Here is a 23,088-nt window from a genome sequence, read left to right on the forward strand (position 1 = left end):
CCATGACAGCGACGACCGACGGAAACGCCGGGGCCGTAGGCCCCCGGACGGCCGCGGCCAGCACCACCCACCACACCGACGCCTCCGCGCCCGCCGGCCTCGACGAGGCCGCCGCCAGAGCCACGGAACGGGCCGTCGAGCACCTGCTCGCCCTGCAGGACCCCGAGGGCTGGTGGAAGGGCGACCTGGAGACCAACGTCACCATGGACGCCGAGGACCTCCTCCTCCGCCAGTTCCTGGGCATCCTCGACGCCGACACCCTCCGCGCCGCGGCCCTCCACATCCGCCGCGAACAGCGCGAGGACGGCGCCTGGGCCACCTTCTACGGCGGACCCGGAGAGGTCTCCGCCACCGTCGAGGCCTATGTGGCCCTCCGGCTCGCCGGAGACCCGCCCGAGGCTCCGCACATGGTCCGCGCTGCCGCCTGGGTCCGCGCCGGGGGCGGCATCGCTGCCGCCCGGGTATTCACCCGGATCTGGCTCGCCCTCTTCGGCTGGTGGCGCTGGGAGGACCTGCCCGAACTCCCCCCGGAACTGCTCTTCCTGCCGAAGTGGTTCCCGCTCAACATCTACGACTTCGGCTGCTGGGCCCGGCAGACGATCGTGCCCCTCACCGTCGTCTCCGCGAAACGCCCGGTCCGCCCCGCGCCCTTCCCCCTCGACGAGCTGCACACCGACCCGGTCCGGCCGAACCCGCCCCGCCCCCTCGCCCCCGCGACCGGCTGGGACGGGATCTTCCAGCGGCTCGACAAGGCGCTGCACGTCTACCACCGGGTGGCGCCGCGCGCCCTGCGCAGGACCGCCATGAACCTGGCCGCGCGCTGGATCGTCGAGCGCCAGGAGAACGACGGCTGCTGGGGCGGCATCCAGCCGCCCGCCGTCTACTCGGTGATCGCCCTCCACCTCCTCGGCTACGACCTCCAACACCCCGTCATGCGCGCCGGCCTGGAGTCGCTCGACCGGTTCGCCGTGTGGCGCGAGGACGGCTCGCGGATGGTCGAGGCCTGCCAGTCGCCCGTCTGGGACACCTGCCTCGCCACCATCGCCCTCGCGGACGCGGGACTCCCGCCGGACCACCCCGCCCTGCTGAAGGCCGTCGACTGGATGCTCGACGAGGAGATCACCCGGACGGGGGACTGGGCGGTACGACGGCCGGGACTGCCACCGGGCGGCTGGGCGTTCGAGTTCCACAACGACAACTACCCCGACATCGACGACACCGCGGAGGTGGTGCTCGCCCTGCGCCGGGTCCGCCACCCCGAGCCGGCCCGGGTCGAGGCGGCCGTCGCCCGGGGCGCGCGCTGGACGTTCGGCATGCAGTCGCGCGACGGCGCCTGGGGCGCGTTCGACGCCGACAACACCAGCGCCCTGCCCAACAAGCTGCCCTTCTGCGACTTCGGCGAGGTGATCGACCCGCCCTCCGCCGACGTCACCGCCCACGTGGTGGAGATGCTGGCGTACGAGGGGCTCGCCGAGGACCCCCGTACCCGCAGGGGCGTCGAGTGGCTCCTCGCCGCACAGGAGCCGCACGGCGGCTGGTTCGGGCGCTGGGGCGTCAACCACGTGTACGGCACCGGCTCGGTGCTCCCGGCGCTGACCGCGGCCGGGCTGCCCGTCTCCCATCCCGCGATCCGCCGGGCCGTCGCCTGGCTCGGCTCCACGCAGAACGACGACGGCGGCTGGGGCGAGGACATGCGCTCCTACACGCAGCCGGAGTGGATCGGCCGGGGTGCCTCCACCGCCTCCCAGACCGCGTGGGCGCTGATGGCCCTCCTCGCGGCGGGCGAGCGTGACTCCGAGCCCGTCCGGCGCGGCGTCGCCTGGCTCACCGCGACCCAGCGCGAGGACGGCTCCTGGGACGAGCCGTACTTCACCGGCACCGGCTTCCCCTGGGACTTCTCCATCAACTACCACCTCTACCGGCAGGTGTTCCCCCTCACGGCGCTCGGACGCTACGTGTACGGGGAGCCGGCGCCCGGCAGGGTGCGCTGATGGGGCGCGAGCCGGGCCCCGGCGCCCCGCCGCATCTGCTCATCGCCTGCGCGCTCGGCATCGAGCAGCTCGCCCTGCGCAGCGGGGACCGCGGTGGCGCTCCCGGGGCCGTGACCGTGCTCCGTACGGGCATGGGACCCGGCCGGGCCCACCGGGCGGTGTCCCGGACGCTCGGCGGGGAGCGGTGGCGGGACGCGGCCGTCATCGCCTCCGGTTTCTGCGCGGGGCTGGCCCCCGGCATGCATCCGGGGGACCTGATCGTCGCCGACGAGACCCGTGGCCCCGACGGCACCACCCCCTGCACCGGGACCGAGCTCCTGGTGGAGGCCCTCGCCAGGGCGGTGCCGGGCCGGGCCGTGCACACCGGGCCGTTGACCGGCTCCGACCACGTGGTGCGCGGCCCCGAGCGGGCCGCGCTGCGCGCCACCGGCGCGATCGCCGTCGACATGGAGTCCGCCGCGACGCTGCGTACCGCACGGGCCGCCGGAAGCCCCGGGGGAGGGCCCGGCGCCCGCCCCGTTGCGGCCGTCCGGGTGGTCGTGGACGCTCCAGATCATGAACTGCTCCGGATCGGGACGGTGCGCGGGGGAATATCGGCCTTCCGTGTTCTTCGTGCCGTCCTTCCCGCTTTCTTCGAATGGCACCGTTCTTTGCTGCTCCCCAGGAGGTGAGCGAGTCATGGCCATGCCACTGCGCCAGTCCATCAGGGTCGGGACCTATCTCTTCGAACAGAAGCTCCGCAAGCGCGAGAAGTTCCCGCTGATCGTGGAACTCGAGCCGCTCTTCGCGTGCAACCTCAAGTGCGAGGGCTGCGGAAAGATCCAGCACCCGGCGGGCGTCCTCAAGCAGCGCATGCCGGTCGCCCAGGCGGTCGGCGCGGTCCTGGAGTCCGGCGCCCCCATGGTGTCCATCGCGGGCGGAGAGCCCCTGATGCACCCTCAGATCCACGAGATCGTCCGCCAGTTGGTGGCGAAGAGGAAGTACGTCTTCCTCTGCACCAACGCGATGCTGCTCCGGAAGAAGCTGGAGGACTTCACGCCCTCCCGGTACTTCGCCTTCGCCGTGCACATCGACGGCCTGCGCGAACGGCACGACGAGTCCGTCGCCAAGGAAGGCGTGTTCGACGAGGCGGTGGCGGCCATCAAGGAGGCCAAGCGACGCGGATTCCGCGTCACCACCAATTCGACCTTCTTCAACACCGACACCCCGCAGACCATCATCGAGGTCCTCAATTTCCTCAACGACGACCTCCAGGTCGACGAGATGATGATCTCGCCCGCGTACGCGTACGAGAAGGCCCCCGACCAGGAGCACTTCCTCGGCGTCGAGCAGACCCGTGAACTCTTCAAGAAGGCCTTCGCCGGCGGGAACCGGCGTCGCTGGCGGCTCAACCACTCGCCGCTCTTCCTGGACTTCCTGGAAGGAAAGGCGGACTTCCCCTGCACCGCCTGGGCCATCCCGAACTACTCCCTCTTCGGCTGGCAGCGCCCCTGCTACCTGATGAGCGACGGCTACGTCCCCACGTACCGCGAACTCATCGAGGACACCGACTGGGACAAGTACGGCCGCGGCAAGGACCCGCGCTGCGCCAACTGCATGGCGCACTGCGGCTACGAGCCCACCGCCGTCCTCGCCACCATGGGCTCCCTCAAGGAGTCCCTGCGCGCGGTCAGGGAGACCGTCTCCGGGAACAACGGGTGAGTGCCTCATGACGGGTGAGTTCGACCTGCGGGCGCTGCTCGCCGAACGCGGCGGCGAGCGGTACGAGCTGCACGCCCGCCATCTGAACCCCCAACTGCCGCGGATGCTCCACACCATCGGCTTCGACAAGGTGTACGAGCGGGCCGAGGGCGCCCACTTCTGGGACGCCGACGGCGTCGACCACCTCGACATGCTCGCCGGCTTCGGCGTGATGGGCCTCGGACGGCACCACCCCGTCGTCCGCAAGGCCCTCCACGACGTCCTGGACGCCCAGCTCGCCGACCTCACCCGCTTCGACTGCCCGCCGCTGCCCGGACTCCTCGCGGAACGACTGCTCGGCCACAGCCCGCACCTCGACCGGGTGTTCTTCGGCAGCAGCGGCACGGAGGCCGTGGAGACCGCCCTCAAGTTCGCCCGGTACGCCACCGGGCGCCCCCGGGTCCTCTACTGCTCCCACGCCTTCCACGGCCTGACCACCGGCTCCCTCTCCGTCAACGGGGAGAAGGGCTTCCGGGACGGCTTCGCCCCGCTCCTGCCCGACACGGCGATCGAGCTGGGCGACCTCGAAGCCCTGGAACGGGAGCTGCGCGGCGGCGACGTGGCCGCCTTCGTCGTGGAGCCGATCCAGGGCAAGGGCGTCCACGAGGCCCCGCCCGGCTTCCTGCGCGCCGCCCAGGACCTGCTGCACGAGCACGGCGCCCTGCTGATCGCGGACGAGGTGCAGACCGGCCTCGGCAGGACCGGCGACTTCTACGCGTACCAGCACGAGGAAGGGGTCGAGCCCGACCTGGTCTGCGTCGCCAAGGCGCTCTCCGGCGGCTACGTGCCGGTCGGCGCCACCCTCGGCAAGGACTGGATCTTCAAGAAGGTCTACTCGTCGATGGACCGGGTCCTCGTCCACTCGGCGAGTTTCGGATCGAACGCGCAGGCCATGGCGGCCGGGCTCGCGGTCCTGTCGGTCATGGAGGACGAGGGGACGGTAGCGCACGCCCGTCGCATCGGCGACCTGCTGTCCGCCCGCCTGCGGGAGCTCGTACCCCGGTACGAACTGCTCCACGAGGTCCGTGGGCGCGGACTGATGATCGGGATCGAGTTCGGCAGGCCGTCCTCGCTGGGGCTGCGCGGCCGCTGGACGATGCTGCAGGCGGCCCGCAAGGGGCTCTTCGCGCAGATGGTCGTCGTCCCGCTGCTCCAGCGGCACAGGATCCTCACCCAGGTCTCCGGGGACCATCTGGAGGTGATCAAGCTGATCCCGCCGCTCATCATCGACGAGGCGGACGTGGACCGGTTCGTCACCGCCTTCACGGCGGTCATGGACGACGCCCACGGCGGCGGCGGGCTGATGTGGGACTTCGGCAAGACCTTGGTGAAGCAGGCCGTCGCGCAACGCTGACCCCGGTCGGGTCTTTGCCTCTGAGGCAAGAAACTTGCCTCAGAGGCACGATGCTGGCGCAATGGACGCATGGACCACGTCCCCGGGGACCTCTCCCCGGACCCCGCCACCCCCGGCTCCCTGCCGGACGTCGCCCCGCAGCTGCGGGCCCTGCGCCGCCGCCGGGGACTCACCCTGGAGGCCGCCGCCCAGCGGGCCGGCCTCTCCCCGGCCCACCTCTCGCGCCTGGAGACGGGGAACCGGCAGCCCTCGCTGCCGATGCTGCTCGCCCTCGCCCGGATCTACGGTACGACGGTCTCCGAGCTCCTCGGCGAGGCGCCGCCCGAACGCGACCCCGTCGTCCGGGCGGCCCGCTCCGAACCCGTCGAGGCCGACGGCTGGGTCTACCGCCAGGCGGGCGGCGCCGGGCGCGCCCTGCAGTGCCTGCGGGTCCACGTGCCGCACGCCACCCGGGCCGACATCGTGCGCGTCCACCCGGGGGAGGAGTGGATCCACGTCCTGGAGGGCCGGGTGCGGCTCGCGCTCGGTGACGTCGTCCACGTCCTCGACCGCGGGGACGGCGCCCACTTCGACTCGCTCACCCCGCACCGGATCGGCGCCGCCACTCCCGGCGGGGCGGAGCTGCTGTTCGTCCACACCCTGCTGCGGAGTCCCGTGGCCGAGCTGTGTCTCGGCGACGGGACGCCGCACCGACGCTGATGCTTCCGAAAGGGCTGACATGTCCGAGAAGTCACGACCGGTCACCGGTGAAGAGCGCGGGGAGGGCAAGTTCCCCAAGGGACTGGTCCTCCGGCTCTTCGCCTATCTGATCGCCGGCCACCTCTTCGCCGGTTTCCTCTACCTGCTCTTCGTGCTGGGTGGCCAGAACCAGTAGGCGGCGGGGTCACGCCTCGGTGAGCAGGCGCTCCCGCAGCAGCTCGCGGGTCTCCGGGGCCAGCTTCAGGCCCTCGGCGAGGTAGACGTCCACGGAGCCCCACGTCGTCTCGATCGTCTCGAAGGCCCCGCGCAGATACTCCACCCGTGCGTCGAAGAGCGGGCTCAGCAGCTCCATCACCTCGGGCGACATGGCGTCCGGCGCGGTGGAGCTGCGGCGCACCTTGTAGCGGCGGTGCGGTTCGTTCGACTTCACGTAGTCGGCCTCGATCGCCGTCCGCTCGACCCCGACGGCGAGCAGCGTGATCGCGATGGAGAGCCCGGCGCGGTCCTTGCCGGCCGCGCAGTGCATCAGGGCGGGGAGGCTGTCCTCCGCCAGGGCGTGCAGGATCCGGCTGTGCTCCGCGGTCCGCTCGACCACCATCTTCCGGTACGAGTCGGACATGGTGGCGGCCGCCTTGCCGTCGCCGAGGATCTCCCGCAGCTGTGCGATGTCGCCGCCGCGGACCAGCTTCCAGAACTCCTTGCCGTCCGCCGGATCGTTGAGGGGTATGTTCACGTTCCGCACGCCGGGCAGCTCGACGTCGGGGCCCTCCACCTTCCGGTCGGCCAGGTTCCGGAAGTCGAAGACGGTGTGCAGGCCCAGCGATTCGAGGAAGGCGGCGTCCGCCGCGGTCGCGTGGGCGAGGTGGCCGCTGCGGAAGAGGCGCCCGGGGCGGACGGCTCGCCCGTCGGTCGTCGGCAGACCGCCCACGTCCCGGAAGTTGCGGACCTCGGTCAGTGCGGGTTCGGTCATGTCGAGGGGCGGGACCTGCGGCAGCTGCTGCGTCACGGATGCTCCTGGTGGTCGGCGGTCGGGTGCCCGAAGCGAGATCGGTTCCAGGGGCAATCATCCAGGCGGGACGGTGCCGGGTCACCCCCCTGCACGGGAATGGGCGATCTGTCCGGATTAGGGCCTTGCGTACAACTCGCCCCGTTTGCGGGCGAGATGAGACTCGGCGCGTGAGCAGGGTCATAAAGGTGACGGATCGTGGCCGACGGCCGGAACCAATTGCCCTGCGTGAAAGGGGGATCGAAGGACCGTCATCCACGGAGGGTGACCGGAATTCCGGGGGAAAGGCGGGGCGGGGAAAGCGGGCGGAAAACAGTGGCTTGTTCGTGTCGACCCCGCTCGTCTAGCGTCACCGTCAATCCGGTCGGACCGCCGAATCCTGCCACCGTCCGGAATTCCCACTCACCCATGTGTGGCAGGAGCGGGGGACCCAGGAAGTACGCCGGTCCCGCGACGCAGGACGGCTTGGGGTGAAGCCGCGTGAGAGCGCGGCCGGACATCTCCAGTCCGAACCCGACAGCTCACCTCGTAGGCGCCGGAGAGGATTTCGTCATGCCCGCGAAGGGTAAGCACCGCCGCATCAAGACCAACCGCCTGACCCGCGGAATCGCCGCCGCCGGTACGGGAGGCGCCGTCGTCGCGCTCCCACTCCTCGGCGCCACCGGGGCCCACGCCGCCGAGCAGTCCGCCCCGGCCGCCGCCGGCCAGGCCGTCACCGCTGCCGCCCAGGTGAAGGCTCCCGCCTCCGCCAAGGCCGCCCCCGCCGCCAAGGCCGCACCGAAGACGTACTCCGTCGTGCGGGGCGACTACCTGTCGAAGATCGCCGCCGACCACCGCCTCGTGGGCGGCTGGCAGAAGCTGTACGCGGACAACCGCCAGGTCGTCGGCGAGGACCCCTCGCTCATCCTGCCCGGCATGAAGCTCACGCTCGGCGCCAAGAGCACCGCCAAGAGCACCGCCAAGGCCGCCGCCCCGAAGAGCGCCGCGCCCAAGGCCGCCCCCGAGCGGTCCTCCTCGAAGAACGGCGACACCCCGCGCGCCTCCCGCGGCGACGACCGCGCCGAGGCCTCGGCCCCCGTCACCCGGTCCTCGGACTCCGGCTCCTCCTCGTCCTCCGCGCAGTCCACGGGCTCCGGCGCCTCGACCTCCGGGTCCGGCTGGGTCTCCCCGGTCAGCGGCGGCATCTCCACCCCGTACCGCGCCTCCGGCTCCATGTGGTCCTCCGGCTACCACACCGGTGTCGACTTCATCGCCTCCTCGGGCACCACCGTCCGCGCCGTCGGTGCCGGCACGGTCGTCTCGGCCGGCTGGAGCGGCGCCTACGGCAACGAGGTCGTCATTCAGCACGCCGACGGCAGCTACTCCCAGTACGCCCACCTCTCCTCCCTCTCCGTCTCGTCCGGCCAGTCCGTCAGCGGCGGCCAGCAGATCGGCCTCTCCGGCTCCACCGGCAACTCCACCGGCCCGCACCTGCACTTCGAGATCCGCACCTCGCCGAGCTACGGCTCCGACATCGACCCGCTGGGCTACCTGCGCCAGCACGGCGTCTCCATCTGACACACCGGCACCCCGCGTGGCCCGGCACTCCCGTGCCGGGCCACCGGCGTGTTCCCCGTCTATTCCGGCTTGGCAAACTCTTTATCGGTGGCATATGTCACCCGGCGTCAACCCCTCCTTACGGTCGCGTAGGTCACATCCCAGAGGGAAGGATGTGCTCCCGTGGCAGACGATTCGAGATCAAGAGACAAGAACGTATTCGGGTCGTACGCGGCGATCGGTGACAGCTTCACCGAGGGCGTCGGAGACCCCGGCCCGGACGGGACGTACGTCGGCTGGGCGGACCGCCTCGCGGTCCTGCTCGCCGACCGGCTGCCGGAGGGCGACGCCTTCCGCTACGCCAACCTGGCCATACGCGGGCGCCTCCTCGACCAGATCGTGGCGGAACAGGTCCCGCGGGCGAAGGAACTCGCCCCCGACCTGGTGACCTTCTGTGCCGGCGGCAACGACATCATCCGCCCCGGCACGGACCCCGACGACGTGGCCGAGCGCTTCGAGCGCGCTGTCGCCGAACTGACCTCCGCCGTCGGCACCGTCATGGTGACCACCGGCTTCGACACCCGTGACGTGCCCGTGCTCAGGCACCTGCGGGGCAAGATCGCCACCTACACCGCCCACGTCCGGGCCATCGCGGACCGCTACGACTGCCCGGTCCTCGACCTGTGGTCCCTCCGGTCCGTGCAGGACCGGCGCGCCTGGGACAGCGACCGGCTGCACCTCTCGGCCGAGGGGCACACCAGGGTCGCCCTCCGCGCCGCCCAGGTCCTCGGCCTGCCGGTGCCCGCGGACCCCGACCAGGTATGGCCGCCCGTGCCCCCGCGCGGCACGCTGGAGGTGCGCCGCGACGACATCTACTGGGCCAAGGAGTACCTCGTGCCGTGGATCGGGCGCCGGCTGCGCGGCGAGAGCTCCGGCGACCACGTCGCGGCCAAGCGACCGGACCTCATGCCCCTCTGAGCGGCGGCGGACCGCCGGCCGGGATCCGCTCCAGGACCCCGCCGGCGAACACGTCGTACAGAGGCAGTGTCTCCAGGTGCACATAGCCGATGTGACAGTCGCAGACGGCGAGGGGGCAGGGCCGGGGACGCAAGGCGGCACGGTACGAACCGTCGTACAGGTTCCCCAGCTCGGCCTTGACGAAGTGGCAGCGCCGCACCGTCCCCTCGCCGTCCACCGAGATCACCGACTCCCCGGTCCGGCAGGGCAGCCCCGCCGAGCGGTGCGGATGACGGCTGTACGGGAACAGCGGATCGATCGCCGTCCACGCCCCCGCCTCCGCGTCGGTGTACGTGTGCCCCTCCGCCGCGTTCACCCAGAGGTAGACGTGCGGCGGCAGCGCGGCGCGCAGCCGGCGCGCGTGCTCCGTGTGCTCCGGCAGACCGACCACGCCGACGCTGAACCGGACGCCCCGCTCCGCCAGTTCCCCGCACTTGGCGAGGAAACGCGTGAACGGCGTCTGCCCGGGGTGGTACGTGCACCAGAGCGCCACGCGCTCCGGGTCCGCCTCCGCCAGCCAGTCCGTCCGGCAACTCAGATTGGTCTGGATCGCCACCCGCTCGACCTGCGGCAGCCGTGACAGGTCGACCAGCGCCCGCCGGTACCAGGAGCGCACCAGCCCCTCGCCCCACGGCGTGAAGAGGACCCGCAGCCGGTCGCCGGTCTGTCCGGCGGCCCACCCGGTGAACCGTTCGAGCGCGGCCCGGTCCGCCCGCAACTGCTCACGGCTGTCCCGCCGCTTCGCGAAGGGGCAGTACGGGCAGTCGAAGTCGCAGGACGAGAGCGGCCCGCGGTAGAGCAGCGTCAGGTCCATGCCCGGGCCAGGGGTCAGATCCGGGCCCGAGCCGAGGATGAGGTCCATGCCGGTCCCCTACTTCGGCTCGTACGCGGCCATCGCGGCCCGCACGTCGGGGGAGAACAGCTCCGGGCCGAGCCCGTCCGAGTACGCGAGCCCGTCCGGTGACAGCCGCAGGAGCCCCGCCGGGGCGTCCGCGTCCAGCCAACCGAGCCGCTCGAACCGGCCCAGCTCCTCGGCGAAGTCCGCGAACGGCGAGGACCCGAACCGCTCCTCGTACGCCGCGACCGGCATGCCCTCGGCCTGGAGCAGCGACTGCAGCAGATGGCGGCGGCGGGCCTCCTCGGCGTCGACCCAGCGGCCCACCTCGACGCGGGAGAAGTCCGCGGTCTCCGTGTAGGCGTCGATGATCGAGCGGATCTCCCTCATGTCGACGGCGTAGTCGAAGGAGTAGTGGAGGGCCGACGTGTACGAACGGGCCCCGCAGCCCAGGCCGATCATCCCGTCCGTCTGACAGGCGTGGTCGTCGGGGCCGAGCGGTGCGGCGTCCGTCCGCCGGAACATCCGCATGGACACCTGCTCGTAGCCGTGCGCGAGGAGATGGTCCCGGCCGTACCGGTACAGACGCAGCCGCCGCTCGTCCCACTCCCGGTCGGCCCGCAGCCGGTCGGCGGGGGAGATCCGGCCGAGGCCGGTGAGGGGGCGGACGTACAGGGGGTAGAGATACAGCTCCTCGGGGCGCCAGACCAGGGCCGCGTCGAGCGAGGACCGCCAGGACTCCTCGGTCTGGCCGTCGATCCCGTAGATCAGGTCGATGTTGAGCACGGGCACGCCCGTGTCCCGGATGCGGCCGAGCGCCGCCTCGACGTCCGCGCGCCGCTGCGGCCGGACGGCCGCCCGGGCCTCGGCCTCCACGAAGCTCTGCACCCCGATGCTCAGCCGGGTCGCGCCCCGCTCGGCGAGGACCGCGAGCCGGTCGGCGGTCGCCGTCGCGGGCGAGGTCTCCACGGAGAGCGGGACCGCCCGGAGGTCGACCCCCATCCGCTTCTCGGCGATGTCGCAGAGCCGCTCCAGCTCGGCGGCCGTGAGGAAGGTGGGCGTGCCCCCGCCGAACGCGGCCGTCGCGAACCGCACCGGCGTCCCGTCCCCGAGGGCCTCCCGCACGGCGGTGGCCTGGCGGTCGAGGGCGTCGAGATAGCGGCCGGTCAGCTCGTCGGGGGCGCCGATCCGGGTGAAGAGGTTGCAGAAGCCGCAGCGGACCTCGCAGAACGGTACGTGCGCGTAGAGGGAGAGCGCGTCCTTCGGCTCCCCGGCCCAGAGCGCGGTCAGCTCCGGGCGCTCGGGAAGCGCGCGGTACGCCGTCTTGTGCGGGTACGCGTAGACGTAGCTGCGGTACGGGCGGATGGCGTCGCTCATGCCAGGGCCTCCCGCTCCGGGCCCGCGAGGACGAACTGCGCGTACGGGACGGTCCACACGACCTCGTGACCGATCCGGTGCCCGGTGTGGCCGTCCTCCCCGTACGCCGTGCCGTGGTCGGAGCAGACGATCGCGAAGCACGGACGCCGACTGCTCATCGCGGCGAAGAGCCGTCCGATGTGCCGGTCCACGTACTCCAGGGCCGCCGCGTGGGTGGCCCGGGAGTCACCCGCCTCGGGGGTCGCCCCCGGCAGATGGAACCAGTTGGGCTGGTGCAGCGCGGACACGTTGACGAAGAGGAAGAGCCGACGCCCGTGGGGGAGCCCGGCCACGACCTCCTCCGCGCGGGCCACCTGGGACTCGAAGGAGGTGGGGGAGGTGACGCCGAAGTCGGGCTCCCAGTGGCTCTCCTGGAACAGGCCGGGGAGCACGGTGCCGAGCGGCGGCTGCTTGTTGAAGAAGCCCACGCCGCCGACGCAGACCGTCCGGTAGCCCTCGCCGGCGAGCGCGGACACCAGGTCGGGGGTCTCGTGGACGAAGGTGCCGCCGGCGGTCGACTCACTGCCCGCGAACCGGGCCGCGAACAGACGCGGGTGCGGCCCGGGGGCGGCCGGGGTCGGCAGGAAGCCCGCGAAGATCGCCTGGTGGGAGGCATAGGTGAAGCTGCCGGGGGCGTGCCGTCGCTCCCATGCGCCGCCGGGCAGATGACGGGCCAGGTTCGGGATGCGGCCCGCGGCCGCGAGCTCCACCGCCACGTCGTACCGCAGGGTGTCGAGAGTGACGAGGAGCAGATCGTGGCTGCCGACGATCGCGTTCATGTCGGGCCGCCGGTTCGCGGGCTGCTGGTTCACGGACTGCTCGTTCCTGTGGTGCGGGGGGCGGGACGGGCCTGCGGGGTTCGCAGCGCCTTCTGCGATGGTGCCGAGGCCTCGGGGGACTTCAGGGCCTCAGCGGTCGTCGGGAACTGCGCGGCGACCTGCGCCGCGTACGTGTCGAGACCCTCTGCGCCGCTGCCGGGCAGGCCCGTGAGGCCCGGCAGCAGATCACCGAAGGCGTTGACCTCGGCCACGGCGAAGCGGCGCCAGCCCGTGGCCGGCAGCAGATCGACGCCCACGCACCGGGTGCCGGGAAAGACGGCGGCGGCCCGCTCGCACACGGCGAGCGCGTCCGACCACCGTCCGCCGGCCGAGGCGATCGCGGCGCGGGCCGCGGCCAGGTCGCCGCGGGTCCCGCCCAGATGCAGGTTGGTCATGGGGGAGCGGCTGGTGCGGAGCACGGCGTGGGTGGCCCTGCCGTCGATGACCACCACCCGCAGATCGGCGGCCCGGCCGTCCTGGGAGGCCTTGGGCAGCCAGCGCTCGACGTGCAGACCGTCGGGCGCGAGGGTGTCCACGAGGGCGGCGACCTCGCGTTCGGTCGTGTACCGCCGCACCCGCAGGGAGTTGTGGAGGCGTCCGCCGGGGCCGCGCTCCACCGAGGTGGTGGCCTGCACCCGGCCCGCGCCGTCGGTCTGGACGGCGAACACCCCCGACGCGGACGATCCGTGCGCGAGCTTCACGAAGAACCGGCGCATCCCTGCCTCGGCCGTCAGCGATCGGACGTGCTCCCAGCCGCGCACCACGGGGGCGGACGGCCCGGAGGTCGGGGACGCGGGCACCGGCACCCCGGCCGCGTGCAGCAGGCCGTGGCTCAGCCGTTTGTCGAACAGGACCGCGAGCTCGGCGGGGTCGTCGACGAGCGTGGCGCCCGCCCCGGCGACGGACCCGGCGAGACCCGCCACGGCCTCGACGAACCGCTCGTACCAGCGGCCGGAGCCCTCGACCCGGGAGGGATCGTCCAGGCCGCGCAGCACCCGGTCGGCCTCGGGGTCCTCACCGGGCGAGTCCAGGCGTACGGTCTCGCCCGCCCCGAACCGCGCACCGCCGCGCAGCACCTCGGGCCAGGACACCACCCGCGCCCCGGGCAGCCCGGCGGTCCGCAGCGCGTCCTGGAAGAACGCGACGCGGCGGCCCGCCGGATCGCCGACGACCACGAGACGCGGGGCGGCGGTCATTCGGCGACCGCGACGTACCGGTAGACCTCGCCGTCGTACTCGTCGGGCTCTTCGGCGTCGCCGAGCACGACGGTCACACCGTGCGGGACGAGCGCGGCGAGCACCCGCTCGCGCATGGCCTCCGACAGGTAGTGGTGGGAGAGGTCGAGATGGGCGAGATGGGTCAGCGGCTGCCCGTCGAGCAGCGCCGCCACGCCCTCGTCGGTGAGCACGCCCATGGACAGGTCGAGGCGCTCGATCCGGGCGACCACGGGGGCGCTCGCCACGGCGGCGGCGACGGCGTCCTGGATCACGCTGTTGCACAGGCCGAGACTGCGCAGGGCCGGGAACGCCGAACCGGAGAGCAGCGGAGCCAGGTCCTCCGGGGTGCTGTCGCCGCCGTACTCGTCGGTGCCGAGCCAGAGTTCCAGGTTCACCAGGGCGGGCAGGTCGCTCCCGGCGATCCCGCGCACGACCTCGGCGCCCAGACCGCCCGTCTCCACGACGAGGGTCTCCAGGCTCTCGTGCCGGACGGACGGGAACACCAGGCCCGTGCCGCCGCGCACGCCGAACTCCCGCAGCCCCGGGTAGGCGGCGAGCAGGGGCGTCACATCGGACTGGACGATCCACGAGATCTCGCAGTCCTCGGAGAGCATGTCCCCGAGGAACACGGCCTCCAGGCCGGTCAGCCGGTCAGCGGCCCCGATCAGCGCCGTCACGATGTCGGCCGACGAGTTCTCGTACGCCTCGTCCCAACCGCCGACGACCAGCGCGCGCACCCGTCCCGCGTCGACCGTCTTCAGGAACCGCTCGAAGAGCGGCCCCCACTGCTCGTCCCCGGGGTCGCAGTAGGTCGGCGAGGAGATCCGCCAGGCGACGGCAGCCGCGTCGGGCAGCTCGACCGGCGCGTCCGCCGCCGGGAAGTCGAACACGGGCAGGTCGTGGAATTCCCGCATGTGGTGGTGAACGGTCATGACTGCGCTCCCGTACGGCGAACTGGCGTGGATCGGCTGATGTCTGAGTTCTACCAAGCGGCACCGACAACACCGTTCGCCGGGTCGGTCCCGGACGCCGCGAGGGGGCCGCCGGCCGCGCCGCCGCCGGTCCGGGGACCGATTGTCAGACCCGCCCTCTAGCGTCGTTCTCGTGTTCGGCCGACCGCGCCGGACGGGGAGGGCAGAGCCATGTACCGGCAGGGAGACGTACTGATCGCGCCCGTCGACGAGACGGCCGTTCCGCAGCGGGCGAGGACGGCGCCGGGGGAGCCGAGGGACGCCCGAGGGCGCCTGGTCCTCGCCCTCGGAGAGGTCACCGGGCACGCCCACGCGATCAACGGGCCGGGCAGGCTCGTGCGGGAACCGGGGCCCTTCGGCCCGTTCCTGCTCGAACTCCCCGAAGGCGGCCGGGTGGTGCACGAGGAACACGCTCCGATACCCCTTCCCAGGGGCTGGTACCGGGTGGTGCGCCAGCGGGAGTACGTGCCCGGCGCGTACCGGATCGTCGCGGACTGACCGAGAGAGACCTGGGGACAGCGACATGAACCACACCGACGTGAACCACGCCGCCATGGACCGCACCACCGCACTGGACTCGTGGCGATCGGTCGCCGCCGCCACCGGGCCCGCCGACCGCGCCGCCGCGGAGGACGGCGTCCGGCTCGCCTACCGCACGGCGGGCCTCGCCGAACCCGCGCGCGTGCTCTGGGCCGACTCGCCTCTCGCGGCCGTCACGGTCGTACGGGGCCTGACGGAACAGGACCGTTCGGTACGGGACGCGGTGCGCACCCGACCATGGGCGGAGGAGCGCCGCCGCCTCCACGACGACCTCGGACCCGCCGGGTGGGCGGCCCACTGGCAGGCGACCGGCGCCCCCCTGTGGGACCCCACCCGGAACCTCGCGGAGCGGATACGGACCGGGGTGACGGACGCGGCCACGGCTGCGGCGGCCGGGGCCGGAGACCCGGACGACGCCGGAGGCTCGGCGGACGAGGGTCTCGTGGGCTCGGCGGACGACGGCCTCGTCGGCTCGGCGGGTGCCGAGCGGGAGGCGACCGCCGTGCGGCTCGTGCTGCTCGACGCCGTGCTCGGTCAGCACGACGCCGCCTGGCTCGCCGCCTTCGAAGGGCAGGGCGAGCGCCTCGCGGGCCTCGCCGCCGTCGCCCGACACGCGGGCTGGTGGTGGCCCTACGAGAACGTCGCCGTGGTCTGCGAGCGCCCGGTCGAACTCCACCGGGACGAGGCGGGCCGGCTCGACCGGGGCGACGGCCCGGCGCTCGCGTTCGCCGACGGGTTCGCCCTGCACGCCTGGCGGGGCATGCCCGTGCCCGCCACGTTCCTCGCCGGTCTCGCCGGACTCACCCCGGAGCGGATACGGAAGGAGGAGAACGCCGAACTGCGGCGCGTGATGCTGGAGTACTACGGCTACGAGCGGTACCTCGCCGCCTCCGGCGCCCGGCACGAGCATCGCGACGAGACCGGGGTCCTCTGGCGGATCGAGCTGGCCGACGACGAGGACGTGGCGATGGTCGAGGTCGTCAACTCCACGCCCGAGCCCGACGGCACCCACCGCACGTACTGGCTCCGGGTGCCGCCCACGACCAGGACCGCGCGGGAGGGCGTCGCCTGGACCTTCGGGCTGCACCCCGACGCGTACGAACCGCTCGTCCAGACCTGAGCGCGCCCGCGAGCGGGCCGGCTGGTACGGAGAGGTGAAGGGCGACGCCGGTCAGGAGTGGCGTACGGGAGGCGGCGGCGCCGGGTGCTGGGATGGAGGGGGCCCGCCGGAGCTCCGGCACCCGCCATCGAAGGGACCGCCCGTGACGATCCGCCGGCCCAGCGCCGCCCGCACCGCCCGACTTCTCGCCGCCACCGCCGTCCTCGGCGGCCTCCTCGTCGCCACCGCGATCCCCGCCCTGGCCATCGCGCCCGAGCGGACGGCCCCACGCCTCGCCACCCGGGCGGAGACGCCGGCGACGGTCACCGTCACGGGCAGCGGTCGGGCCGCCGCCGCGCCCGATCTGGCGATCCTGTCCGTCGGGGTCGAGGCCGCGCGCGGGACCGCGAAGGAGGCGATGGCCGCGCAGAAGACCGCCGCCGAGACCCTCCTCGGGGTACTGCACAAGGAGGGCATCGCGGAGCGGGACATCCGCACCGACAGCCTCACGCTGTCCCCGGTGCACACGCAGAACGCCGCCGGGGAGAGCAAGGTGACGGGGTACCAGGCCGGGCAGTCCTTCTCTGTGAAGGTCCGGGACCTCGACAGGACCGGGCAGGTCGTCGGCGCCGTCAACGACGCCACGAAGGACGCGGGCCGAATCAACGGCGTCGTGTTCGACGTCGCCGACCCCTCGTCGCTGCGGGCGAAGGCGCGCGAGGCCGCCTACCAGGACGCGTACGACAAGGCGGCACAGCACGCGCGGCTCAGCGGCCACCGTCTCGGCCGCCTCGTCTCGCTCAGCGAGGGCGAGTCCGTACGCCCCGGCCTCGGCGCCGCCCCGGGCGTCATCGCGGACGAGCAGAGCGTGCCGCTGGCCCCGGGCGAGATCGAGGAGCACATCACGGTCTCGGCGGTCTTCGAACTGCGCTGACCGCGGGGGTGGCGGGGTGGCGGGGGGGTGGTCAGGCGTCCCCCGGCGGTCCGCCCGGGCGCGGTCCGACGCCATCCGGAGCGCCGCTGTCACCCGCGCCCGGCCCGCGGGTGCCATCCGGCCCGCCGCTGCCGCCCGGCTTCCCGTCCTCGCCGGGGTGGCCGCCACCACCCGCGCCCGGTGGTCGGCCACTCTCGCCCGGCCCGCCCGTCTCACCCGGCTTCCCGTCCTCGCCACCCGCGCCCGGCCCGCCGCTGCCGCCCGGCTTCCCGTCCTCCCGGGGGTCGCCGTCCCCGCCCGACTCCCCGTCCCCGCCCGACTCCCCGTCCCCGTCCCCGTCCCCGGCCTCATCCGGCAGGTTCAGCTCTCGGGCGAGGGCCGCGTCCGCCCAGCGCAGCATCGCGGTGCGGGAGAGGGAGCCGGCGTAGGCCGTCGTCTGGACGGCGAGGCCGTCGAGGAAGGCGGTGAGCCGCCAGGCCGCCGCGGCCGGATCCGTGCAGCGGAACTCGTCGGCCGCTGCTCCCTCCGCGATCACCCGGGTCAGCGCGGCCTTCCACTCCTGGTCGAGGGAGGCGGCGACCCGGCGCAGTTCCGGGTCGCGCAGGGAGGCAGCCCAGCCCTCGATCCACAGCCGCCAACCCTTGGCCTGGCCGGTCGGCGCGTACCAGCGCACCGCCGCCCGCAGCCGTCGCACCGCTGTGGAGCGGCGCCCGAGGATCCGTCGCAGCTGGGCGAGGTCTGCCTCGGCGGCGTGCGCGAAGGCCGCCGCGACCAGTTGTTCCTTGGACGAGAAGTGGTAGAGCACGAGGGCGTTGCTCACCCCCAGCGCGGACGCCACGTCGGAGATCCGGACGGCCGCGACACCGCGCGCCTCGATCTGCTCGACGGCTGCCCGCAGCAGTTCCTCCCGCCGCTCGGCCACGCTCAACCGCACTCTCGCCACGCCGTGCAGCCTACACAGCACGTGACGCGAGCATGATCGTCATCGGTCACCCGTCGTGGTGGGGTCAGTACCAGCCGTAACGCTCGGCGATGAGCGGCAGCCGTTCCTCCGCCAGCGCGTGCGCCGCGGCGCGCGGGCTCGTGCCGTCCGCCGCCGCCCGGTCGAGCATCCCGCCGACGAGCGCCCGCATGGCCCGCCGTACCCGGTCGAATGCCTGGTCGGCGTCGGCCTCGATGTCGCCGAACAGCGTCCACCACCACCAGGCGTTGGTGCACGAGTTCACGACCACGTCGGGCAGTACGGTCACCCCGCGCGCCGACAGCGCCTCCTCGGCCTCCGGCAGGACCGGCATGTTGGCGGCCTCCGCGATCCAACGGGCCGTGATCCGTCCCTGGTTCCCGGCGTCGACGGCGTAGGAGACGGCCGCCGGGACCAGGACCTCCGCCTCGGCCGCGAGCCAGGCGTCCCCGGGTGCCTGCCGGTCGCCGGGCCGGAGCGCGGAGCGGTCGACGGTCCCGTGGGCGTCGCGGGCCGCGAGCAGTGCCTCGACGTCGAGGCCGTCGGGGTTCACGATCGTGCCCCGGACGTCGGCCACGGCCACCACCCGCAGTCCGGCCCGTACGAGGAACCGGGCGGTGGCCGCGCCCATCGTGCCGAAACCCTGCAGGGACACCCGGGTCGCGGCGTACTCCCGGCCGGCCCGGTCGAGAGCGACGAGCACGGACTCCGCGACCCCGAGGCCGCCGACCAGCTCGTCCAGTCCGAGGCCGTCGAGCTCGATGGCGAAGGCGTCGGCGAGGCGCTTCCGGGCCGTCGCCTCGTCGTCCAGGAGCGGGTACACGGCCTGCACGGAGGAGACGAGGCCGACCTCGGCCACGGCGCGGTCCACCAGGTCCTGGGTGAGCCCCAGGTCCTCGCCGGTGGCCCAGAACCGCTCGACGTAGGGCCGCATCGCCCGCAGGTAGCGCACCAGGACGCCGTACGCCTCGGGGGAGCGCGGGTCGCAGTCGATGCCGCCCTTGGCGCCGCCCAGCGGCACGTACCGGGCGCTCGGGTCGTAGTGCAGGGCCTCTTTCACGGTCATGCCCCGCGCGAGTCCGGCGACCTCGTCGGCCGTGCACCCCTCCCGCATGCGCAGGCCTCCACTGGCCACCCCGCGCACCAGCCGGTCGACCACCAGATGGCCCCGGCGGCCGGTCACGTGGTCGGTCCAACCGACGGAAATCAGGGGGGCGGGACTCATCGGGCGTCTCCTCGGAAAGGGCGTGGGGGCCGGGCTCCATACTGAACAGCCGTTCAGTGTGGACCATCGTCCCGACCGTTCGGGGCGCGGGTTGCCCATAATGGAACGACCCCCATGGATCAGGAGGTCCTGTGACCGGTACCGGCTCCGACCGTTCGCCGCGCGCCCGGCTGCGCGCGCTGCGCCCCGAGTCCTTCGGCGCGGACCCCACGGGCGAGCGCCTCGCCCGCGTCCGCCGCTCGCCGAACTTCGCGGACGGGATCTTCCAGAACCCCGAACCCGCCCGGCGGGGCCCCTCCGGCTCCGGCCTCGAGTTCGCCAGGATCTACTTCGACAAGGACGGACGGTCGCGCCGCGCCCCCACCGGCTCGATCCCCGTCCACCCCACCACCGTCGCCGACCTGGCCAGGCCCCCGGCCACGGGCCTGCGCCTGACCTGGATGGGGCACTCGGGCGTCCTCGCCGAGATCGACGGCCACCGGGTCCTCTTCGACCCCGTCTGGGGCGAGCGCTGCTCCCCCTTCCCCTTCGCCGGGCCCAAGCGTCTCCACCCGGTGCCCCTGCCGCTCGCCGCGCTCGGTCCGGTCGACGTCGTGGTGATCTCGCACGACCACTACGACCACCTCGACCTGCCGACGATCAAGGCGCTCGCCACCACGGACACGCTCTTCGCGGTGCCCCTCGGCGTCGGCGCGCACCTGGAGCGCTGGGGCGTACCCGCCTCCCGGCTGCGCGAGCTGGACTGGAACGAGTCCACCGAGGTCGGCGAGCTGCGTCTCACCGCCACCCCGGCCCGGCACTTCTGCGGCCGCGGGCTGCGCAACCGGCAGATGACGCTCTGGGCCTCGTGGGTGGTGACGGGATCCGCCCACCGGATCTTCCACAGCGGCGACACCGGCTACTTCTCCGGCTTCAAGGACATCGGCGCGGCCCACGGCCCCTTCGACGCCACGATGATCCAGATCGGCGCCTACTCGGAGTTCTGGACCGACATCCACATGACCCCGGCGGAGGGTATGCGGGCCCACCTGGACCTCCAAGGCGGCGAGCCGGCCGGGGTGATGCTGCCGATCCACTGGGGCACCTTCAACCTCGCGCCGCACCCGTGGGCCGAGCCGGGGGAGGGCACCGTCGAAGCCGCCGCCGGCGCTTCCCAGCGGGTCGCCCTGCCCATTCCCGGCGAACCCTTCGAGCCCGGGGCCGAGCGTCTGCCCGAGGCCCCCTGGTGGCGCCCGGTCGCCCGCGTCCCGGCCGGCGGGTGGGAAGACCCGGTTCTCATCGACGGTCACTCGCCGTCGACGGGCGCCGCCGGTGGGGCCGGGGGCCTGAACACCGGTGCGGACACCGGGCAGGTGTCCGGCGGGCCGGGCGCGGACGGCGGTCTTGGTGCGCCGGAGGCGGCGCGGACTCCCTGATGTCGCGGGCGGACGGAAGCGGTCCGTACCGCTCCGGGGGATTCCGGTAGGGATCGATTTCCGCAGGGGGCGGAGGCGTACGAGCGCCTCCGCCCTCTTCCGTTCCCGGTCATCGACGGCGCTTTCACGCCATGCGATCGACTCTCGGCCGATCGTTCTCGGCCTGTCGTACGACGGGCGATACCAGACCGGCCCCGTCTGCGGGTAAGTTTGCCAACTGCGCACCCCCCATGAACGGTTGACGACTACAGTGTGTGGTTGGTGATCATCGATAAGCCCGACGCACTCTTGTCGTCCACCCGCAGAACGCCCCAGGAACGGCCCTCCAGAACGACCCGCAGAACGTCCCCCTGAACCACCCCCGCAGTACGCCGATTCCTGGGCACGTACCAAGGACACTCATGTCTCAACTTCGCGCACCCGCCTCGCGGTCAGATCGACGCGAGGGCGGGCGGCACGGCCGGTCAGGAGCCCGCTCCGCCCCCGGTACCCCCGGCAACCCCCCCTCGCAGCCGCCCGCGCCGCAGCACTCGACGGAAGCGCGGATACGCCCCCAACTCCTGCGCACCTCGGTGCTCCCCGCCATCGCGGTGGCACTGGGCGGGGCCGCGGCCGTCCTCTTCACCATCCGCTCCACCGGCGCCAGCCCCACCCCCGGGCTCTGGGCCGCGCTCACCGGCGCGGCCGCCCTCACCGTCGCCTCCGTGACGGCCGCCGCGCTCGGCGCGGACAGGGCCGCCAAGTCGGTGCTCGACCGCTGCAACGCCCTGCGCCGCGCCAGCGCCCGCGGCCAGAGCGAACTGCGGACGGTCGTCGAACAGTTGCGCAGGGGGGAAGGGCTGCCGCCCCGCCCCGCACCGCCGACCGGCACCGCCTCCGGCGACGAGTTCGACCTGCTCTCCCATGAGCTGACGCGCTCTCACGAGGCCGCGATCGCCGCCGTCGTGCAGGCGTCCCGGCTCTCCAGCAGCGTCGGAAACGAACAGAAGGTCGAGGTCTTCGTCAACCTCGCCCGGCGCCTGCAGTCCCTCGTCCACCGCGAGATCCAGCTCCTCGACGAGCTGGAGAACGAGGTCGAGGACCCGGAGCTGCTCAAGGGCCTGTTCCACGTCGACCACCTGGCCACCCGCATCCGCCGGCACGCGGAGAACCTCGCCGTGCTCGGTGGCGCCATCTCCCGTCGCCAGTGGTCGAACCCGGTCACCATGACCGAGGTCCTGCGCTCCTCCATCGCCGAGGTCGAGCAGTACCCGCGGGTGAAGCTCGTCCCGCCGATCGACGGTACGCTCCGGGGCCATGCCGTGGCCGACGTCATCCACCTCCTCGCCGAACTCGTCGAGAACGCGACACTGTTCTCCGCGCCGCACACCACCGTGCTGCTCCGCGCGCAGTACGTCACGGCGGGCCTCGCCATCGAGGTCGAGGACCGCGGTCTCGGCATGGCCGTCACCGAGCAGAACAAGATGAACGCCCTGCTCGCCGATCCCGACCAGGTCAACGTCGCGCATCTGCTGCAGGACGGCCGGATCGGCCTCTTCGTCGTCTCGGCGCTGGCCAGGCGGCACGGCATCGCCGTACGCCTCCAGTCCAACATCTACGGCGGGGTCCAGGCCGTCCTCGTACTGCCCCAGGGTCTCCTCGGCGCCGACCCCGAAGGCCTCGCCCAGCACGAGCGCCAGGCCGCCGCGGCCGCCGGTTCCACCGCGGTCCCGCCGAACCAGGTGCAGATGCAGTCCCAGCCGACGGCCCAGTCGCCTGCGCCCCCGCCGTCCCGGCCCGCGGTCACCGCCCCCCCGGCGGCCCCGGCCCCCCCGACGGCTCCCCTGGCGCCCCCGGCGCCGGCCCACCCCCAGGCGCCCGTGCCCGTGGCCATGAGCGCCACCCCCACCACGCCCGCACCGCGGTCCGCGCCCTTCCCCGAGCGGGTCACCTCCCGCCACCAGGAGAGCCCCGCCGCCGATCCGCTCACCTACGCCCGTACGAACGGGCGGTCGAACGGCTACGCGGACTCCGACCGCACCCCCGCGGCACCGGCCCCGGCGGCCGGCAGCGCGCCCATGGGCCCGCCGGCCTCCTTCCTGTCGCCGCTCCCCCCGGCGCCCGAAGGCAACGGCCGACCCGTGCTCCCCAAGCGGCGAGCCCAGGAGCACCTCGTCCCGCAGCTGCGCGACGAGCCCGCGGCCCGCAAGCCCGAAGAGCACGCCCTGCACGACCCCGGCCTGATGGCCGCGTTCCAGCGCGGCATCGGTCTCGCCGAATCCCAGCCCGCCCCCCACGAACCGCTGCGTCCCGACGACGCGCGCAAGGAGTAGAT

General features: G+C 73.2%; 20 protein-coding genes, 1 pseudogene and 1 riboswitch. Of the genes and pseudogenes, 13 read left to right on the top strand and 8 right to left on the bottom strand.

The genetic code is table 11. From position 1 onward, the window contains the following. Positions 1 to 2 precede the first annotated feature (2 nt). From shc to ABZ567_RS11600, 6 genes are all read left to right on the top strand, one after another. Positions 3 to 1,991 carry a squalene--hopene cyclase gene (shc, locus tag ABZ567_RS11575; RefSeq protein WP_360787136.1) on the top strand — a complete coding sequence of 663 codons (1,989 nt, stop codon included), beginning with the start codon at positions 3 to 5 and terminating at the stop codon, positions 1,989 to 1,991. Beyond that, on the top strand, positions 1,991 to 2,662 hold the full coding sequence (locus ABZ567_RS11580; protein ID WP_360787139.1) for a 1-hydroxy-2-methyl-2-butenyl 4-diphosphate reductase: 672 nt from the start codon (positions 1,991 to 1,993) through the stop codon (positions 2,660 to 2,662). The genes shc and ABZ567_RS11580 overlap by 1 nt, the downstream gene beginning before the upstream one ends. A 7-nt stretch (positions 2,663 to 2,669) precedes the next feature. Continuing rightward, positions 2,670 to 3,692 carry an adenosyl-hopene transferase HpnH gene (gene hpnH, locus ABZ567_RS11585; RefSeq protein ID WP_360787141.1) on the top strand — a complete coding sequence of 341 codons (1,023 nt, stop codon included), beginning with the start codon at positions 2,670 to 2,672 and terminating at the stop codon, positions 3,690 to 3,692. Positions 3,693 to 3,699: 7 nt separating this feature from the next. Then, positions 3,700 to 5,085, top strand: a complete 1,386-nt coding sequence (locus ABZ567_RS11590) for an aspartate aminotransferase family protein (protein WP_360787144.1) — start codon at positions 3,700 to 3,702, stop codon at positions 5,083 to 5,085. 69 nt (positions 5,086 to 5,154) lie between these two features. After that, complete coding sequence (locus ABZ567_RS11595) at positions 5,155 to 5,784, top strand: helix-turn-helix domain-containing protein (RefSeq protein ID WP_360787147.1); 630 nt, start codon at positions 5,155 to 5,157, stop codon at positions 5,782 to 5,784. 19 nt (positions 5,785 to 5,803) lie between these two features. Further along, on the top strand, positions 5,804 to 5,959 hold the full coding sequence (locus ABZ567_RS11600) for a DUF6126 family protein (RefSeq protein WP_360787149.1): 156 nt from the start codon (positions 5,804 to 5,806) through the stop codon (positions 5,957 to 5,959). A 9-nt stretch (positions 5,960 to 5,968) separates the two neighbouring features. Here ABZ567_RS11600 and ABZ567_RS11605 read toward each other — a convergent pair whose 3' ends face one another. Continuing rightward, the gene (locus tag ABZ567_RS11605; RefSeq protein WP_360787152.1) at positions 5,969 to 6,790 is read right to left on the bottom strand and encodes a tyrosine-protein phosphatase; all 822 of its coding nucleotides are present in this window, start codon (positions 6,788 to 6,790) and stop codon (positions 5,969 to 5,971) included. 393 nt (positions 6,791 to 7,183) lie between these two features. Continuing rightward, positions 7,184 to 7,338: riboswitch (cyclic di-AMP (ydaO/yuaA leader) on the top strand. Positions 7,339 to 7,342: 4 nt separating this feature from the next. Here ABZ567_RS11605 and ABZ567_RS11610 point away from each other — a divergent pair. Beyond that, positions 7,343 to 8,347, top strand: coding sequence for a LysM peptidoglycan-binding domain-containing M23 family metallopeptidase (locus tag ABZ567_RS11610; RefSeq protein WP_360787154.1), 1,005 nt, complete (start codon positions 7,343 to 7,345; stop codon positions 8,345 to 8,347). 162 nt (positions 8,348 to 8,509) lie between these two features. Next, positions 8,510 to 9,304 carry an SGNH/GDSL hydrolase family protein gene (locus tag ABZ567_RS11615; RefSeq protein ID WP_360787157.1) on the top strand — a complete coding sequence of 265 codons (795 nt, stop codon included), beginning with the start codon at positions 8,510 to 8,512 and terminating at the stop codon, positions 9,302 to 9,304. Here the strand turns inward: ABZ567_RS11615 and ABZ567_RS11620 are convergent. The 5 genes from ABZ567_RS11620 to ABZ567_RS11640 are packed head-to-tail and all read right to left on the bottom strand — an operon-like array spanning position 9,291 to position 14,561. Further along, positions 9,291 to 10,157 (bottom strand): STM4011 family radical SAM protein, encoded by an 867-nt coding sequence (locus ABZ567_RS11620; RefSeq protein WP_360787634.1) that lies wholly within the window; start codon positions 10,155 to 10,157, stop codon positions 9,291 to 9,293. The two genes, ABZ567_RS11615 and ABZ567_RS11620, sit on opposite strands and share 14 nt — an antisense overlap. Positions 10,158 to 10,214: 57 nt before the next feature. Then, positions 10,215 to 11,555: an STM4012 family radical SAM protein gene (locus tag ABZ567_RS11625; protein WP_360787160.1), complete on the bottom strand. Its 1,341-nt coding sequence runs from the start codon at positions 11,553 to 11,555 to the stop codon at positions 10,215 to 10,217. Further along, complete coding sequence (locus ABZ567_RS11630) at positions 11,552 to 12,373, bottom strand: STM4013/SEN3800 family hydrolase (RefSeq protein ID WP_360787637.1); 822 nt, start codon at positions 12,371 to 12,373, stop codon at positions 11,552 to 11,554. Before ABZ567_RS11630 ends, ABZ567_RS11625 begins: the two co-directional genes overlap by 4 nt. A 29-nt stretch (positions 12,374 to 12,402) precedes the next feature. Then, positions 12,403 to 13,608 carry an STM4014 family protein gene (locus ABZ567_RS11635; RefSeq protein WP_360787163.1) on the bottom strand — a complete coding sequence of 402 codons (1,206 nt, stop codon included), beginning with the start codon at positions 13,606 to 13,608 and terminating at the stop codon, positions 12,403 to 12,405. Further along, positions 13,605 to 14,561: an STM4015 family protein gene (locus ABZ567_RS11640; protein WP_360787165.1), complete on the bottom strand. Its 957-nt coding sequence runs from the start codon at positions 14,559 to 14,561 to the stop codon at positions 13,605 to 13,607. The genes ABZ567_RS11635 and ABZ567_RS11640 overlap by 4 nt, the downstream gene beginning before the upstream one ends. A gap of 210 nt (positions 14,562 to 14,771) precedes the next feature. On the opposite strand from ABZ567_RS11640, the gene ABZ567_RS11645 reads away from it, so the two are divergent. The 3 genes from ABZ567_RS11645 to ABZ567_RS11655 all read left to right on the top strand — a co-directional run bounded on the left by ABZ567_RS11645 (position 14,772) and on the right by ABZ567_RS11655 (position 17,173). Next, entirely contained in the window at positions 14,772 to 15,098 is a 327-nt protein-coding gene (locus tag ABZ567_RS11645; protein WP_360787168.1) for a hypothetical protein, read from the top strand. A gap of 25 nt (positions 15,099 to 15,123) precedes the next feature. After that, positions 15,124 to 16,260, top strand: coding sequence for a DUF6745 domain-containing protein (locus ABZ567_RS11650; protein ID WP_360787172.1), 1,137 nt, complete (start codon positions 15,124 to 15,126; stop codon positions 16,258 to 16,260). Between the two features lie 142 nt (positions 16,261 to 16,402). Continuing rightward, entirely contained in the window at positions 16,403 to 17,173 is a 771-nt protein-coding gene (locus ABZ567_RS11655; RefSeq protein WP_360787174.1) for an SIMPL domain-containing protein, read from the top strand. A gap of 355 nt (positions 17,174 to 17,528) precedes the next feature. Here ABZ567_RS11655 and ABZ567_RS11660 read toward each other — a convergent pair. Beyond that, positions 17,529 to 18,116: pseudogene (locus ABZ567_RS11660) on the bottom strand (TetR/AcrR family transcriptional regulator); the annotation flags it as partial. A 64-nt stretch (positions 18,117 to 18,180) separates the two neighbouring features. Further along, on the bottom strand, positions 18,181 to 19,359 hold the full coding sequence (locus ABZ567_RS11665; RefSeq protein ID WP_360787176.1) for a Glu/Leu/Phe/Val dehydrogenase dimerization domain-containing protein: 1,179 nt from the start codon (positions 19,357 to 19,359) through the stop codon (positions 18,181 to 18,183). A gap of 131 nt (positions 19,360 to 19,490) precedes the next feature. Between ABZ567_RS11665 and ABZ567_RS11670 the strand changes: the two genes are divergently transcribed. Together ABZ567_RS11670 and ABZ567_RS11675 are read left to right on the top strand one after the other, a co-directional pair. Continuing rightward, complete coding sequence (locus tag ABZ567_RS11670; RefSeq protein WP_360787179.1) at positions 19,491 to 20,774, top strand: MBL fold metallo-hydrolase; 1,284 nt, start codon at positions 19,491 to 19,493, stop codon at positions 20,772 to 20,774. A gap of 401 nt (positions 20,775 to 21,175) precedes the next feature. Then, positions 21,176 to 23,086, top strand: a complete 1,911-nt coding sequence (locus ABZ567_RS11675) for an ATP-binding protein (protein ID WP_360787181.1) — start codon at positions 21,176 to 21,178, stop codon at positions 23,084 to 23,086. Positions 23,087 to 23,088 lie beyond the last annotated feature (2 nt).

This window comes from Streptomyces sp. NPDC016459, from assembly GCF_040632845.1.
Lineage (GTDB): Bacteria > Actinomycetota > Actinomycetes > Streptomycetales > Streptomycetaceae > Streptomyces.